General features: G+C 44.1%; 13 protein-coding genes. 6 read left to right on the top strand and 7 right to left on the bottom strand.

Translation table 11 applies throughout. From position 1 onward, the window contains the following. Positions 1–84 precede the first annotated feature (84 nt). Complete coding sequence (locus tag J3U75_RS00065) at positions 85–2,451, top strand: DNA translocase FtsK (RefSeq protein WP_267389950.1); 2,367 nt, start codon at positions 85–87, stop codon at positions 2,449–2,451. 82 nt (positions 2,452–2,533) lie between these two features. Here J3U75_RS00065 and lgt read toward each other — a convergent pair whose 3' ends face one another. Next, positions 2,534–3,385, bottom strand: a complete 852-nt coding sequence (gene lgt / locus J3U75_RS00060) for a prolipoprotein diacylglyceryl transferase (RefSeq protein ID WP_267389949.1) — start codon at positions 3,383–3,385, stop codon at positions 2,534–2,536. Positions 3,386–3,661: 276 nt separating this feature from the next. Between lgt and hmpA the strand changes: the two genes are divergently transcribed. Both hmpA and J3U75_RS00050 read left to right on the top strand, forming a co-directional pair. Next, positions 3,662–4,876, top strand: coding sequence for an NO-inducible flavohemoprotein (gene hmpA / locus J3U75_RS00055; protein WP_267389948.1), 1,215 nt, complete (start codon positions 3,662–3,664; stop codon positions 4,874–4,876). Positions 4,877–4,960: 84 nt separating this feature from the next. After that, positions 4,961–5,404, top strand: coding sequence for an Rrf2 family transcriptional regulator (locus J3U75_RS00050; protein WP_267389947.1), 444 nt, complete (start codon positions 4,961–4,963; stop codon positions 5,402–5,404). Between the two features lie 40 nt (positions 5,405–5,444). Here the strand turns inward: J3U75_RS00050 and J3U75_RS00045 are convergent, their stop codons facing one another. From J3U75_RS00045 to J3U75_RS00025, 5 genes are all read right to left on the bottom strand, one after another. After that, positions 5,445–6,638, bottom strand: a complete 1,194-nt coding sequence (locus J3U75_RS00045) for an LD-carboxypeptidase (protein ID WP_267389946.1) — start codon at positions 6,636–6,638, stop codon at positions 5,445–5,447. Between the two features lie 197 nt (positions 6,639–6,835). After that, a complete protein-coding gene (locus tag J3U75_RS00040) occupies positions 6,836–8,278 on the bottom strand; it encodes an aminoacyl-histidine dipeptidase (protein ID WP_267389945.1) in 1,443 nt (480 codons plus the stop codon). A 71-nt stretch (positions 8,279–8,349) separates the two neighbouring features. Next, a complete protein-coding gene (gene ubiE, locus J3U75_RS00035; protein WP_267389944.1) occupies positions 8,350–9,087 on the bottom strand; it encodes a bifunctional demethylmenaquinone methyltransferase/2-methoxy-6-polyprenyl-1,4-benzoquinol methylase UbiE in 738 nt (245 codons plus the stop codon). Between the two features lie 74 nt (positions 9,088–9,161). After that, positions 9,162–9,548, bottom strand: a complete 387-nt coding sequence (locus tag J3U75_RS00030) for a DUF971 domain-containing protein (RefSeq protein WP_323811340.1) — start codon at positions 9,546–9,548, stop codon at positions 9,162–9,164. A gap of 337 nt (positions 9,549–9,885) precedes the next feature. After that, positions 9,886–10,128 carry a recombinase RecA gene (locus tag J3U75_RS00025; protein ID WP_267389943.1) on the bottom strand — a complete coding sequence of 81 codons (243 nt, stop codon included), beginning with the start codon at positions 10,126–10,128 and terminating at the stop codon, positions 9,886–9,888. A 353-nt stretch (positions 10,129–10,481) separates the two neighbouring features. On the opposite strand from J3U75_RS00025, the gene nadE reads away from it, so the two are divergent. Next, positions 10,482–11,273: an NAD(+) synthase gene (nadE, locus tag J3U75_RS00020; RefSeq protein WP_267389942.1), complete on the top strand. Its 792-nt coding sequence runs from the start codon at positions 10,482–10,484 to the stop codon at positions 11,271–11,273. 191 nt (positions 11,274–11,464) lie between these two features. Here nadE and J3U75_RS00015 read toward each other — a convergent pair whose 3' ends face one another. Next, the gene (locus tag J3U75_RS00015) at positions 11,465–13,177 is read right to left on the bottom strand and encodes a proline--tRNA ligase (protein WP_267389941.1); all 1,713 of its coding nucleotides are present in this window, start codon (positions 13,175–13,177) and stop codon (positions 11,465–11,467) included. 153 nt (positions 13,178–13,330) lie between these two features. On the opposite strand from J3U75_RS00015, the gene hemG reads away from it, so the two are divergent. Together hemG and J3U75_RS00005 are read left to right on the top strand one after the other, a co-directional pair. Further along, complete coding sequence (gene hemG / locus J3U75_RS00010) at positions 13,331–13,861, top strand: menaquinone-dependent protoporphyrinogen IX dehydrogenase (protein ID WP_267389940.1); 531 nt, start codon at positions 13,331–13,333, stop codon at positions 13,859–13,861. A gap of 828 nt (positions 13,862–14,689) precedes the next feature. Further along, the coding region (locus J3U75_RS00005; protein ID WP_267389939.1) for a calcium-binding protein at positions 14,690–15,958 on the top strand (1,269 nt) is incomplete at its 3' end.

Below are 15,958 nucleotides of genomic sequence, written 5' to 3'. Positions count from 1 at the left end.
GTTACCAGCATCAGTATCACGCCCAACAGACTTTATAATAACCAGTTAATTTAAGATAAGAATACCGCTACAGTCGCAATATTTATGGCCACAACACCAAAAAAATCTGTTTCCCGCAAACAGCCCGCGCAAAAAGTAAAATCAACTAAAGTCAGCAAACCAAAACAGCCTTGGTTAATGAATTTAATTAACGACATATTCTGGTTACTGGCACTAATGGTAACGATTTTTGTCATGCTGTCTTTAGCCAGCTTCAACATGGCCGATCCTGCATGGTCGCGCGGTATCGTCCAGCTCGACAAAATCCATAATCTAGCCGGCCTTACTGGAGCATGGTTGGCTGACATCGGCTATTACATTTTTGGCTTTTCAGTCTGGTGGTGCATCATTGCAGCACTAATTGCCTTGTATCAGAGTTTCCGCCCCCTAAATGCCCGTTCACTCAACACCAGCGATAACAGCAAGCCATACAGCAGTTGGCTGGCCATAACCGGCCTGATTATCCTACTGATTTTCAGCCCCACACTGGAAAATTTAGTACTGGCAAACCTGTTAGAAGAAGCCCTGCCCATCGGCGCCGGCGGATTAATCGGACAGGTATTGAGCCATCTACTGCAACAATTTTTCGGCCTAACCGGCGGACTGGTAATCAGTATTTTCATGATGCTGATTGGCCTATCGCTACTAATTCAAGTTTCATGGCTAACGGTAATCGAAAAAATCGGGGCGCAATTCGAATGGATATGGTGCAAACTGCTGCGCCGCCCGCAACGCCTGATTACCGAATTCCCGAATAACAAAACTGTACAGCGCATGGTCAAACAAGCCAAAACCATCACTGCCAAAAATATTGATACACCGGTTGTGGCCAGTAGCAATCGCAAAAACGTAGTCGTGCGCAGCGAAGCCCCCGCAGCTCAGGAACTAACCATACCCGAACCAGCAGATACCAGTCCCGCCAGCAGCAAAAAAACACAGGGATTGATACAGCTACCGGAAATCAATCTTTTGACCAAACCCACCATCCAGCCAACAGCCATCAACAATGAAGAGCTGCAACAAACTGCCGCACACATCGAATCCAAACTAAAAGAATTCGGAGTAGAAGTAGACGTTACAAGCGCTACCACCGGCCCTGTCATCACCCGCTATGAAATCGAACCAGCACAAGGCGTAAAAGGCAGCCAGATAGTCAATCTCAACAAAGATCTTGCGCGCTCACTTTCCGTTCAGAGCGTAAGAGTCGTGGAAACCATTGCTGGTAAAACCACCATGGGTATCGAACTGCCAAACGAACAGCGCCAGAACGTTCTACTGGCAGAAATTTTAGGCGCTAGAATATTTCACGACGCCAGCGATAAACTGACCATGGCCATGGGCAAAGACATCGCAGGCGCACCTGTTATCGCCAGTTTGGCCAAAATGCCACATTTACTAGTAGCCGGTACTACTGGTTCCGGTAAATCGGTCGGCGTTAACTGTATGATATTGTCGATTCTGTACAAGGCACAGCCAGATGAAGTCCGCTTTATCATGGTAGACCCCAAAATGCTTGAACTGAGCGTATACGACGGTATCCCGCATTTACTTGCACCTGTCGTTACCGACATGAAAGAAGCGGCACAGGCACTGAACTGGTGTGTAACTGAAATGGAAAAACGTTATCGTCTACTGGCACACGTTGGCGTACGCAATATCAGTGGCTTCAACGACAAAGTAGCCGTAGCCAAAACCAGCGGCACACCACTTGTTAATCCATTCAGCACCAATCCAGATGAACCAGAACCACTAAACAAACTGCCGTATATAGTTGTGGTAATTGACGAACTGGCTGATCTAATGATGGTTGAAGGAAAAAAAGTCGAGCAGCAGATTGCCCGTCTGGCACAAAAAGCCCGCGCAGCCGGCATTCACCTGATATTGGCCACCCAACGGCCCAGCGTCGATGTCATTACCGGACTGATAAAAGCCAATATCCCCACCCGCCTATCCTTTCAGGTATCCAGCAAAATTGATAGCCGTACCATTCTCGACCAGATGGGTGCTGAAAACCTCTTAGGCAAAGGAGACATGCTGTTTTTACCTCCGGGGCAGGCTGAGCCTACACGGCTACATGGTGCCTTTGTATCCGATGAAGAAGTACATGCCGTTGTTAATTTTATCAAGCAGCAGGCACCTACCCAATACGTAGAAGGCATACTTTCCGGAGAAGCCGCACAAACCAACGTCAATCAGGTTAACCCAAATGCCAACAGCGACGAATTATTCGATCAGGCCGTAGCGTTTGTACTTGAAACCCGAAAAACCTCAATTTCATCCCTCCAGCGCCATTTACGCATCGGCTACAACCGTGCCGCCAACCTAATGGAAGCACTGGAAGCCGCCGGAATCGTTTCTGCCGCCGAGCTGGGAGGCAACCGGCGCATACTGGCACAAAAGGACAATATCTAAATCTTTGTCTCTTCTGCCAGCTTCCAAAAAACTCAAGCCGCAACCATAATTGATTGCGGCTTTAAAATTTTATCCTGATAACCTATTTCGCCCTTTTGCCGGCATATACAAAACCAAAGGCACCAATCACAATCATCGGCAGACTCAACCATTGCCCCATCGACATATGCATGGCTAGCAACCCTAAAAAATCATCCGGTTCTCTCGCAAACTCAACAATAAAACGAAACACTCCGTAGCCCAGCAAAAATAACATCGATGTCTGTCCCACAGGACGTGGCTTTTTCACAAACAGCCACATAATCACAAACAGCACAATACCTTCCAGCAAAAACTCGTAGAGTTGCGAAGGATGACGTGGCAACATCTGAAACTTTTCCCATACCGGCAGCCATTTCTGTGGATCCTGCATCACCAGCACCATATCTTCTTCTCGCGCATGCGGAAAACCCATCGCCCAAAAAGCATCCACACTGGTTACCCGTCCCCATAGTTCGCCATTAATAAAATTACCAATACGCCCGCAGGCCAGTCCCAGCGGCACCAGTGGCGCCACAAAATCCGCTACCCCCCAGAACCGCAAGTGGTGACGGCGCGCAAACAGCAACATTGCCACCAGCACACCCACAAATCCGCCGTGAAACGACATCCCACCCTGCCAGACTTTCAGTATTTCCAATGGATGGCTCAGATAGAATGCCGGCTGATAAAACAGCACATAACCCAAACGGCCGCCTAATATCACCCCAAAAACACCCCAGGTAATAAAATCATCCAGCAGTTCATTAGTAAATACCGTTTGTCCGCTTCGTATGCGCCGTCGCCCAAGCCAGATAAACAAACAAAAACCAACAATATAACTCAACGCATACCAGCGAATCGCCAGCGGTCCCAGATGCACCAGCACCGGGTCAAAATTCGGATGAATCATCATAAACTTAGCATTCCTCAGATATCCTGCCCAACGCACCGGCCAAAAACTCACAGCCGGACATAAACACCATGGCCATAACACCACAGCCAAAACAGCTCACAGTTTAACTCAAGCAGCCAAACCATGCCCTAATTTCATTACAACCACACATTAGCCACTAACGGATAGCCGCAGCAAATATCACAAATATCTTCAACTGCATTGACATCACAACGCAAGCCGCCTAACATAAAATATGTATTTTATATACATATTAAAACAATCAGGAGAGCACTTATGCAATTAACTGACAAACAAATCGAACTAATTCAGGCCACCATACCCACACTCCAGCAACACGGCATAGAACTAACCCGCTATTTTTACAATAGAATGCTTAGCAACCATCCGGAGCTAAAAGAAACATTCAATCTCGGCAATCAGCGCAACGATGCACAGCCACAGGCACTTGCCAAAGCCATACTCGCCTATGCACAGAACATCACCAAATTGCAAAATCTTGGCGAGGCCGTCAGCCAAATAGCGCATCGCCACGTCAGCCTCGACATACAGCCAGAACAATATCCAATAGTCGGAACCAACCTATTACATTCCATCAGCGAAGTATTAAACGTACCTATGGATAGCGAATTGATAGCAGCATGGACAGCCGCTTATCAGCAACTAGCCGATATTCTCATAAAAACCGAAGCTAATCTTTATCAGCAGCAGGAAAAGAATTATGGCGGCTGGAATGGTTGGAAAAAATTTAAAATTGTAGACAAACAGCCAGAAAGTAGCGAAATCACATCTTTTTATCTACAACCTGCAGACAATACACCACTACCCACCTATCAACCCGGACAATATATATCCGTACGCGTCATGGTGCCCCAGTTAGGAATCAAACAACCTCGTCAGTATTCTTTGTCAGACAGCAACCATCCAGATTATTTTCGCATCAGTATAAAAAAAGAAGCTGCCGACCAGCAGCATGAAGCAGGTTATGTTTCCAATACTCTTCATCAACATTATCATATCGGAGACGAAATAGAAGTCACCCATCCCACTGGTACTTTCCTATTACACCATACCGATAAAAGCATCGTACTCATCAGCGCCGGTGTTGGTATTACTCCTATGATTGCCATACTCAATACCCTTGCCGCAAACAAAAACCAACAACATATCAGCTTTATCCATGCCTGCCGCAACAGCGATGTACTAGCCATGCACCAACACATCATCGGCTTGCAGCAGAGCATGCCCAATCTACATAGCTATCTGGCTTGTGAAAATCCTGGTACCGAACTGATGGCAGACAAAAAAGGGCGACTTGAGCTTTCCGAATTGAATAATAGCCTCCTACCCAGCAATGCCGACTATTATCTGTGCGGACCCAAAGCATTCATGCATAGCCAATATCAGGCTTTGCGCAAACTGCACATCCCCCAGAATCAAATCTTTATGGAGCTCTTTGGTACAGGTGGATTCAGCCAGCTTGCAGCCTGATAAACAGGCAATTTTTAAACATTGAACTTTTCATGGCAGCTGAAAACGGGCAAAATCATTACATCAACAACCCAACAGTCTGCCATGCAATTAAACCGTTTCACCGATTTAGGTTTGCGCGTCTTATTATCCCTGCAATATCTGCCCGAATCCGAACTTTCCACCGTAGAAAACCTAGCCAAACAGCTTAATGTATCCAGAAACCATCTGGTAAAAATCGTCTATTTCATGGCACAGGCAGGATGGATAGAATCCTTCAAAGGCAGAAACGGCGGCATCAGACTGGCTGCCGGCAGCCAACAGCTTCAACTAGGCTTAATCGTACAAGCTCTAGAAGAAGCCTCATCCGAAATAACCACATTAATCAACTGCCAGCAGCCCCCCTGCTCCATGACAGAATTCTGCTTTTTGCCCAAGTTGTTCAATCAGGCACAACAGGCATTCTACGCATCACTAAACCAATATACCCTCAAACAGCTTCAAGTACCTGCTACCAATCAGGCCGTTATCAAATGGCTTACTCAATAGAGCGAATTAAAAAGCCGGTATTTAATGCCGGCCAAAACCCTTACATCACATCTTCAGTTTCAGATGAAGGAGACTCAGATACCGGCGCGCCAATTATTCCATTCAGCAGCCCCTCTGCAGCAGGCGGCTGTGGAATCAGCGTATTCAAAGCCAGTACTGATGCATTCAATACCGGATAGTCTCTAAAATCAATCTGATACCCCCCGTCACTGGTCGAATGCAGACTAGCACGTGCCCCTAACGGGAATGTAACCTTATCAGTTGTATGTCCAAACGGAAATCCAGTTAACACGGGTATCCGCGTCAAACGCGCCATCGTCTGTACCACCGCATTAAATGTATAGCTACTGTCATACACATCCCGTATCGTACCCATACGAAAATTGCCCAGCACAATCGCCTGCTGCCGCTTCAAAATGCCACTCAGATATAAAGTTTGAAGCATTCGTTCAATCCGATAAGGCTGTTCCCCTACATCCTCAATAAACAGAATCCCGCCCTCAACCTGAGGCATATAAGGGGAACCCACCAGCGCAGACAGCACACTCAGATTACCGCCCCACAACACGCCTTCAGTTCGAACCTGATAATTCTGCATCGCAGGTACCACAACCGACATCGACGGATTGCAGCTATTATCTATAAACGAACGAGTGGTGAATTCACTCATCTGTGGCTTACCAAACTCACTATACAGCATCGGGCCGGCAAAACTGCACATCTGCCCCTGTGCCAAAAGCGCCAACTGTACTGCCGTCACATCACTATAACCAAACAGCAGCGTACCCTGTTCTCGCATACGGGCACCCAAAGTCGGCCAATTAACCAAAGGCAGAATACGCATCGCCCCATAGCCCCCGCGCAATCCCATCAACACTTTAGGAACTTGCACACGGCCGGCGGCCACATCCTGCAAATCAGCCGCACGCTCAGCATCACTGCCGGCAAAACGCTGATAGCGGCGCACATATGCCTGCTGATTAGTAACTGCAAAACCAGCAGTAGCCAGACGTTGTGCCGCCAAATCACTGCGGCTGGTACTTTCTCCAAAACCGGAACACGCAAAAATACGCATAGAATTCAGATTACCATTAGATGGTTTCAGCACTTTAGAAGCAGACACCGGTGTAACAGAAGGTTTCTGAGTACTGCCACATGCCTGCAACAAACCAGCACCGGCAAAAGCAGCACCAGCACGCAAAAATCCACGACGGCTTTGATGTTGTAAATCCATAAATACTCACTTTCTGCTCCGGCAGCTCATCCCGCTGAGAAAACAGCAGCCAATATCATACAAAACAGCTCAAACCAAAAACTACCGGCCTGCACCGTTAAATAAAATCCTACTATAGCCCTGTTTGTCATTAATAGCAGCAAAAAAATTAACACAAGGCATGGAGTCACCATGCCTTTCTACATACAGAAAATAATTTAATGTTGCTGAGGTATTGCTTTTAATAAATCCAGCAGAATAGCCCAGCATTCTGCCACTGCCGCAATCTCTACCCTTTCCTTAGGCGAGTGCGCCGCACGGATTGTTGGGCCGAAAGAGACCATATCCAGATGCGGCGCTTTTCCACTCAGAATGCCGCATTCCAACCCCGCATGAATAATTTGCAATGGCGGTTTCTTACCATAATGGCGCTCAAAAATATCACTAGTCCGCTTCAGCAAAGCCGAATCGGGATTTGGTGCCCAGCCAGGATAATCTGCCGTCAGTTCTAGCTTTGCTCCAGCCATACGTGCTAAAGCTTGCAAACGCAGACTGAATTCATCTTTTGGTGTCTCCAGCAACGAACGCATCAGACAGTGAATCAGCAAACCATCCGCACCTGTCCTGACTTCTCCCATATTCGAAGATGTCTCCACAACCCCCTCAAAGTCCGGACTCATACGCATTACCCCGTTGGGAACCGCCATCAACAAATCCAGCGCCTGCTGCGTACTCTCAAGAGAAGCTGCCTGAAGCATATTTTCCGCAGCCAGCACCTCAATACATAACTGCGTTTCTTCCGCCCACTCATGTGTAATGACCGCTGCAATCGGCTCCAGCAGCGCTTTTGCCCTAGCTTCATCCAGCACAATCACCGCTTCCGCCTCGCGCGTAATCACATTTCGCAACTCACCACCCTGCCACGAGCCCAGAGCAAATGGTACCTGCGCATAGATTTCAGCCAGCACACGAGCGAGCAAAACGTTAGCATTAGCATGATTTTTATCAATATCTACGCCAGAATGGCCGCCACGTAAACCAGACACACGTATCCTACAAGCAGAAGCCTGATTAGACTGCCAATCTAGCGGCAAGGTTATACTGGCATCTCTTCCACCGGCACAGCCAATAAAAATCTCACCCGCCTCTTCCGTATCCAAATTAATCAGATACGGCATCTGCAACCAATCAGCACTCAGTGCTTCCGCACCACCCATGCCGATTTCTTCTTCCACCGTCACAATCAGCGTAATATCAGGATGTGCCACATCATCAGCAAACAGCACCGCTAGCCCCATAGCCAGACCAATACCATTATCTGCACCCAGCGTAGTATCGTTGGCCCACATCCAACCATCCTTAATCTGCATCTGTATCGGATCACGCTTAAAATCATGCAGCGACCCCGCACCTTTCTGCGCCACCATATCCATATGTGCCTGAAGTGCCACCGGTGCATAGTTTTTCATTCCTACTGTCGCAGGTTTCTGAATACGCAGATTACCCTTAGCATCAATATCCGTGTTCAGACCCCGCTCATGTGCAGCCTGCACCAACATGTCCCGCACCGCCTGTTCATGAAATGTAGGACGAGGCACCGCACACAAACGAGCAAACCATTGCCATACCGGCAGCGGTTGTAAATCTTCTATAGTATTCATATTTAAATCCATCACCAACAAAATAAATCAGGCCACCATATGGCAGCCTGAAGATAGTGTCAACCAGCAAACTAAAACTTAACACCTTTATGCAAAGCCACCACCCCTGCCGTTAAATTATGGTAACTCACACTATCAAAACCAGCATCCAGCATCATCTGCTTCAATGTCTCCTGATCCGGATGCATACGAATAGATTCAGCCAAATACTGATAACTGTCTGCGTCCTTCGCAATCAACTTACCCATCAGTGGCAGCATCTTAAAAGAGTACAAATCATATACCGGCTTAAGCGGCTTAAATACATGAGAGAATTCGAGCACCAACAGCGTTCCACCAGGCTGCAACACTCGATACATTTCTGCCAGTGCCACATCCTTGTGCGTCATATTTCGCAAACCAAACGACACCGATACCAAATTAAAATAATTATCCGGAAACGGCAGCTTTTCTGCATCACACAATGCCACCGGCAAAGCCATTCCCTCATTCAGCAGCCGGTCACGCCCCACTGTCAACATCGAAGAATTGATATCCGTCAGCCAGACCTCACCACTGTGTCCTACCCGTTTGGCCCAACCACGCGACAAATCACCCGAACCACCGGCAATATCCAGCACCTTATCTCCTTTACGTAAAGGAGCTGTGGTAATCGTAAAATGTTTCCAAACCCGATGCAGACCACCAGACATCACATCATTCATCACATCATAGTTTTTGGCTACCGAATGGAATACACCGGCAACGCGTCCCGCCTTTTCATCTTCATCAACAGTCTGATAACCAAAATGAGTTTTGTGATCGCTCATACCACACTTTCAGAATTAAACATTGCCCAAATAAAATCAGCCAGCCATCCACATCAGCCCAGCCGCAGCTTCAATTAGGTAGGTTCACGGCTGGCACCAGCCAGCAATAATTTTTGTTCATAAGCAGCCCAAAGCTCGGACTGATGTATCGCCAAATCATACAAATGAGCCCAATCATACAGTCCAGTGTCATGCCCATCAGAAAAAGCAATACGCAAAGCATAATTACCCACCTGCTGTAATCCGGCTATCGTCACATAGCGTTTACCAGTTTGCAATACCTCTTGACCCGCACCATGACCTCGCACCTCTGCACTAGGCGAATAGACACGTAGATACTCAGCCATCAGTTCAAACGTCTGTCCAGCATAATTCAGTCGCAGCACCTGCCGATTCTGGCACAAACGGATTTCTGTCGGCACCTTCTCCTGCATAGAAACCGTATCCCCATCACAAGACATTAAGAAACCATACCTATTCTAACCTAATCTACCCTATACTGCCCACCCAATAAGCATTCGGCATAATTGGTAATATCACTAATTTACATATAATGAACAGATTAAGAAAAAATGTATTCAACGAATTCAAGTACTTGACAAATATAATTCATTTTATTCATTTAACGAATTAAGTATGCTTAAATGTTTTAATGAAACTAATTCCAAGCAGTTAAATCATTAATCAGTAGAATTTAAACTAAAACTGGCTTTTTTTAGTTAAAAAATACCTAGCAAAATGCCGATGTTAGACACTAATCATAAAAACAAATGACAAACTCCAATTAAATTACCATATTTACCCATTATTGTTTTGTTTCACTAAATGCAAAATATTATTGATAGCGGTTTGAGCTTGAGGACTATTTTTCCAACAAACTGAGCCTGTTAACAATACCCCTTGGTTAAGGATTTCATCTGAAGTAACCTTGCGTAATTTATCAAAAGAATCGAGCTGCATTTGCTCGAGTCTGTCAACAATTTTGCTACCCACAAATTTTAGTTCTAGCATTTGCTGGCGCTCAGATTCAGAAAAAGCCATATCAAACCTTTTAAATTACATAAATATTAATTTTAAGTTACGTTTGCATTATTGCGTTCAATTTTTTCTACTCCCTGATTTTGCTTCGAAACGTTTTAAAGGTGCCACCGAACTGATATAAATAAAAATCACTACCGTCCAAGATTCAGGGAAAAATAAATAACAAATAGATTAATGACATTAAAATCAACATAATCTATCTTTGAGCAAATATCGTTCATACTACAGCTTTTTGGGCAATACCCTAAATTTATTCTACCCAATCCGTACAAACCATTTTATGCATACACTTTGCAAGCCACCACTTAAAGAAGTATATTAACCCTATCAAAAATAGCCAGAGGACGCATACCATGCAAACCAAAGCCATCATCGAATACATCGTAAAATGGTTACGCGACTACGCCGCTCAGGCCAAATGCAAAGGTTTCGTCGTCGGCGTCTCCGGCGGTATCGATTCCGCCGTGGTTTCCACACTTGCAGCCCAAACCGGCCTACCCACACTGGTACTAGAATTGCCCATTCACCAGAAAGTAAACCAAATAGCGCGCGCGCAGGAACACATTCGCCAGCTTAAAAGCCGCTTCAACAACATCGAAGAACACTGGGTCGATCTCACCCGTACTTTCGATTCATTCACCATGGCCGTTGACATCGGCGACAACAAAGATGAGCAAACTCAGCTAGCACTAGCCAATGCCCGCAGCCGTCTGCGAATGATAGCCCTCTACTATTACGCTCAAGAGCGTGGTCTACTCGTAGTCGGTACCGGCAATAAAGTAGAAGATTTCGGCGTTGGTTTCTTTACCAAATACGGCGACGGCGGCGTAGACCTCAGCCCCATCGCCGACTTACTAAAAACACAAGTATATGAACTGGCCAAAGAACTGAATATCGATCAAAAAATAATCGACGCCCCGCCCACAGACGGCTTGTGGGATGCAGACAAAACCGATGAAGAACAAATTGGCGCTACCTATCCTGAGCTGGAATGGGCAATGGGCGTTTACTCCAACCACACCATAGATGATTTCAGCGGTCGCGAGCGCGAAGTTTTTGCCATCTACGATCGCTATCATCGCGCCATGCAGCACAAAATCAACCCAATACCGGTATGTATCATCCCTCCCGAATTACTTAGTTAATACAAAAAAACCAGATTGAAAAATCTGGTTTTTTTGTCGACAGTATTTCTGTACCTGAAACATCCAGAATTATCAGGCCATTTCGCAGCAGTTATCCATAAAACAAAAATTAAAAAAAACTATCACAACCCTAAATCCAAAAAGCCAGACAAGTTATGTCTGGCTTTTGAATTAACATTTGAAACTCAATCTTACTTCAACAAAGAACAAATATATCCCACCACATTATCCATATCCAATTCAGTTGGTTCAGCATCTCTGCGAGCCTGATACTCCACCTTGCCGGCTTTCAGACCGCGGTCACCAATCACAACACGATGCGGGATACCTATCAGTTCTGAATCATGCAGCAGCACACCAGAGCGTTCATCACGATCATCCAACAACACATCTACACCGGCCTGCTGCAATTGTGCGTATAAATCATCTGCAGCAGCCTTCACCGTATCAGATTTACGATAATTCATCGGCACAATCACCACCGTAAACGGCGCCATCGCTTCCGTCCAGATAATACCGCGCTCATCATTATTCTGTTCAATAGCAGCCGCTACTACCCGTGTAATACCGATACCGTAACACCCCATCTCCAGCACAACATTCTTGCCGTTCTGGTCCAGTACCGTAGCCTGCATCGCCTCTGAGTATTTAGTTCTCAGCTGAAATACATGTCCTACCTCAATACCGCGAGCCAGTTTCAGACTGCCCTGACCACACGGGCTCGGGTCACCAGCAATCACCTCACGTAAATCCACAAATTCCGGTTCTGCCGCATCGCGGCCGAAATTAAATCCGGTATAATGATGATCATCCTCATTGGCCCCGATTACCCAATCAGCTGCTTTTGCCGTAGCAAAATCAGCATAAACCTTACCATTAAAGCCCACCGGTCCCAATGAACCACCATGTGCACCATTAAAAGCACTCTCAATCGCAGCCACCGATGCCATCGTCAACGGTGCTTTCACACCGGTCAGCTTCTCAGCCTTGATTTCATTCAGATGATGGTCACCACGAACAAGCAATAGCACCACTGTACCCTCTTCTTCGCCCTCAACCACCAGCGACTTCAGCGTCTGTTCTGCCGGCACATTCAAGAAAGCCACCAATTCATCAATACTGCGCACATTCGGCGTATGAACCTTAGACAACTCTTTAGCAGCACTGTGACGTTCACCACTTAGCGGCAAAGTAGCAGCCAGCTCAACATTAGCCGCATAATCAGACCCATCACTATACGCAATTACATCCTCACCGCTTTCCGCCAGTACCTGAAATTCATGCGACCCCGTACCACCAATACTGCCTGTATCAGCCGCAACTGGTCGATAATCCAGACCCAGCCGGTCAAACACCCTGCAATACGCATTAAACATATCCTGATACGATTGTTGCAATGATTCAAATGTCGTATGAAAAGAATAAGCATCTTTCATCACAAACTCACGCGCCCGCATTACCCCGAAACGTGGCCGCACTTCATCACGGAATTTAGTCTGAATATGATAAAAATTCAGTGGCAATTGCTTATAACTGCGAATCTCACTGCGCACAATATCCGTAATCACCTCTTCACAGGTCGGTCCCAGACAGAACTCACGTTCATGGCGGTCAGTAATCCGCAATAATTCCTTACCATAAAACGACCAGCGCCCACTTTCCTGCCATAACTCCGCAGGTTGCACCACCGGCATCAGCAGCTCAATCGAACCGGCGCGATTCATTTCCTCACGCACAATACGTTCTACCTTGCGCAACACCCGTAAACCCATTGGCATCCAAGTATACAGACCACTGGCTAAACGACGAATCATCCCCGTCCGCAACATAAGTTTATGGCTGGCCAGCTCCGCTTCTGCCGGAGCTTCTTTCAAAGTCGAAATATAAAACTGACTGGCTTTCATAAAAATCTCCCAAAACAGCCGCCATTGTACCAGCCTCCAGCCACTAAAAAAGCATATCCCTTATAGTAAAAATAAATTTTTCAGCAACAAAAGCCTGAGCAAAATCCATTAGGCGTGATATGATTTATCTAAATCAACCACCAAATATCCACTATGAAATATCTGCTCATTTATAGCAGCCGCTTCGGCTACACCAAGAAAATAGCCCAGAAACTGGAAACGCAGTGGACAGGAGCTGGTATTACAGTAGACATAGTAAATCTCGCAGATGCTCCCATTCTCCAGTCAGGAGAATATGATAAAATAATTATTGGAGCCTCTATTCGCTATGGTCACTATGCAGCTGCATTGGCACCCTGGATTATTCAAAATCAGCACATCCTCAACAGCATCCCTAGTGCCTTTTACAGCGTCAGCATATTGGCCAACAAACCACATCGCAACACACCGCAAACCCATACTTATACGCGCAAATTCTTCGCCAAAAGCCCTTGGCAGCCTCAAACAATCGGCATTTTCGCCGGAGAATTGCACTATGCCAGATACAACATTATTGATCGATATATGATGCGCTTAGTAATGAAATTAAACAAAGGCGAAACCAATCTTAATGCGCATATCGAATATACAGACTGGAAAAAAGTAAGAGAATTTGGAGAACAGATACTTAAACTAACCAAATAAACTCAAACCTGATATTACAATCACAAAATTGCCTTTAAAATAAAAAATTGCATACTATTAAACACACAAAAAAATTTCATTCATAATGAATAAAATAACATCAAAATAAAACTATATTCTGAACCATCCCTACCAATTTAATTATTGCAATCTAAAGCATATAAACATAAAAATTAAAAACATTTTAAAATCATTATGATAAAAAAATTAATTGAAATAAACTTCCCTTCAGTCTAAAATAATCATATCTCTACCTAAATTATATATTCTTAATTAAGAATTTAAACTTATATTGTTAAAAACAAATAACAAATTGATTTAATCTGGTAGAAAAAAATAAAAACTCAGAAAATCATATTATTAACATAAAATTTGAATATAAGAATGATTTTTATATCTTATATATAAAAAAGGGGAAAATCTTCATTAAAACCGTTACAACCTCAATTCCATCATGTACAAAAATATTGTAATTATAAAATTCATAGTGCACTAAAAAGTAAATGTATAAATTCATTAATTTATTATTACGAAATACCAAATAGAGTTCAATAAAAAACATGATAATTAATACATTGAAATATTGATAATTGAAAGGAAATCATACCCAAATCAATAAAAACCAGCATACAAATACCAAATGTCAAATTAAATATTCTATTCAGAACTTATACAATTATAAAGTTAAATTAATTTAAAACTAAAAAAATAAAATAGTTACATACTATAAAATATATTTTACATAAAAATAAAACCTTATTAAGAACAATAAGTAAGAAAAAAATAAGCAACCCAAATTTATTAAAATCTACTCAAAGGACTACAATAATGATACAAACAGATAATGAAATGCCAAGTGAAAATAACAATAGCTCATATCAATACATATTTCCAGCTGGACATGGACAAAACACTATCAACAGCCAGATAAGTAACAATAACAATTATCAGCATATTAAAATACTATTCGAAAATACCAATGTTACAGATATTATTTTTTATCATTATAAAAATGATTTCATCATAAAAAATAAAAATAACGAAGATTCAGTTACCCTGACAGATTTTTTTAACACCGACCAAACCAATAAATGCCGTTTTACTTTTATCTTCAACGATAAAACATTCAATCCTGAAGATATAACTGATTTAGTCACCACCTTGAACGGTACCGAAAAAGATGATGTACTTAATGGCACCAATAACAACGACATTATTTATGGTGAAAGTGGTAACGATAAACTAAGCGGAAACGAAGGAAATGATCTCTTAATCGGAGGCGATGGAAACGATACTTTAAGTGGAGGCAATGGAGACGATATCCTAGTCGGAAGTGAGGGGGACGATATTCTTAAAGGCGATAGTGGTTACGACACCCTGATTGGAGGACCAGGCAACGATACCCTTTATGGCGGAAATTTCCATAAAGACCAATATATCTTTCAAAAAGGACATGGACAGGATATTATCATCGACAACGGTTATCAATACGACAAACAAGAGTATAACGATATCGTATTTGAACAAGCTAGCTCCATAAACGCTGAATTCATCCGTTCTAATATGGATTTAATCATCCTAGCATATGGTAACGACGATTCCGTTACTTTCAAAGACTATTTCGATCCAAACAGTAATTACAACAACGCCTTCAATTTTATATTTAAAGATAAAACTTTAAGTTACGATGATATTACTGCTATGTCGTTTACCTTAGGTGGTACTTCTGGTGACGATATCCTAAAAGGCTGGAATGGCAACGATATCATTGCAGGCGGTGCAGGTAATGACCAATTGTATGGTGGTAACGGTGTAGATAATATTTTTGGCGGTAAAGGCAACGACACACTCTATGGTGAAAACGGTAATGATTATTTAAGCGGTGGTGATGGTAATGATACTCTCAACGGCGGTGCCGATAACGATATCCTGTATGGTGGCGCTGGCGACGATACCTTAAATGGCGGTACTGGCTACGATATCCTTATTGGCGGTACCGGCAATGATACTCTTAGCGGTGGCAACTACGAAAAAGACCGTTACGAATTCGAAGCCGGCCATGGGCACGACATCATTACTGATAAAGGAAATTATTAT

Origin of the sequence: Snodgrassella sp. B3088, assembly GCF_026535815.1 — a bacterium.
Lineage (GTDB): Bacteria > Pseudomonadota > Gammaproteobacteria > Burkholderiales > Neisseriaceae > Snodgrassella > Snodgrassella alvi_E.
Note: the sequence above shows the minus strand (reverse complement) of the source record. Positions and strands in the feature narration are given on the sequence as shown.

Bases quoted from the DNA above. Each gene is read 5' to 3' on its own strand.
- hemG (WP_267389940.1), top strand. From the start codon at position 13,331: ATGAAATATCTGCTCATTTATAGCAGCCGCTTCGGCTACACCAAGAAA.
- J3U75_RS00065 (WP_267389950.1), top strand. From the start codon at position 85: ATGGCCACAACACCAAAAAAATCTGTTTCCCGCAAACAGCCCGCGCAA.
- J3U75_RS00040 (WP_267389945.1), bottom strand. From the start codon at position 8,278: ATGAATACTATAGAAGATTTACAACCGCTGCCGGTATGGCAATGGTTT.
- J3U75_RS00045 (WP_267389946.1), bottom strand. From the start codon at position 6,638: ATGGATTTACAACATCAAAGCCGTCGTGGATTTTTGCGTGCTGGTGCT.
- J3U75_RS00050 (WP_267389947.1), top strand. From the start codon at position 4,961: ATGCAATTAAACCGTTTCACCGATTTAGGTTTGCGCGTCTTATTATCC.
- J3U75_RS00030 (WP_323811340.1), bottom strand. From the start codon at position 9,548: ATGTCTTGTGATGGGGATACGGTTTCTATGCAGGAGAAGGTGCCGACA.
- J3U75_RS00025 (WP_267389943.1), bottom strand. From the start codon at position 10,128: ATGGCTTTTTCTGAATCTGAGCGCCAGCAAATGCTAGAACTAAAATTT.
- hmpA (WP_267389948.1), top strand. From the start codon at position 3,662: ATGCAATTAACTGACAAACAAATCGAACTAATTCAGGCCACCATACCC.
- J3U75_RS00015 (WP_267389941.1), bottom strand. From the start codon at position 13,177: ATGAAAGCCAGTCAGTTTTATATTTCGACTTTGAAAGAAGCTCCGGCA.
- nadE (WP_267389942.1), top strand. From the start codon at position 10,482: ATGCAAACCAAAGCCATCATCGAATACATCGTAAAATGGTTACGCGAC.
- lgt (WP_267389949.1), bottom strand. From the start codon at position 3,385: ATGATGATTCATCCGAATTTTGACCCGGTGCTGGTGCATCTGGGACCG.
- ubiE (WP_267389944.1), bottom strand. From the start codon at position 9,087: ATGAGCGATCACAAAACTCATTTTGGTTATCAGACTGTTGATGAAGAT.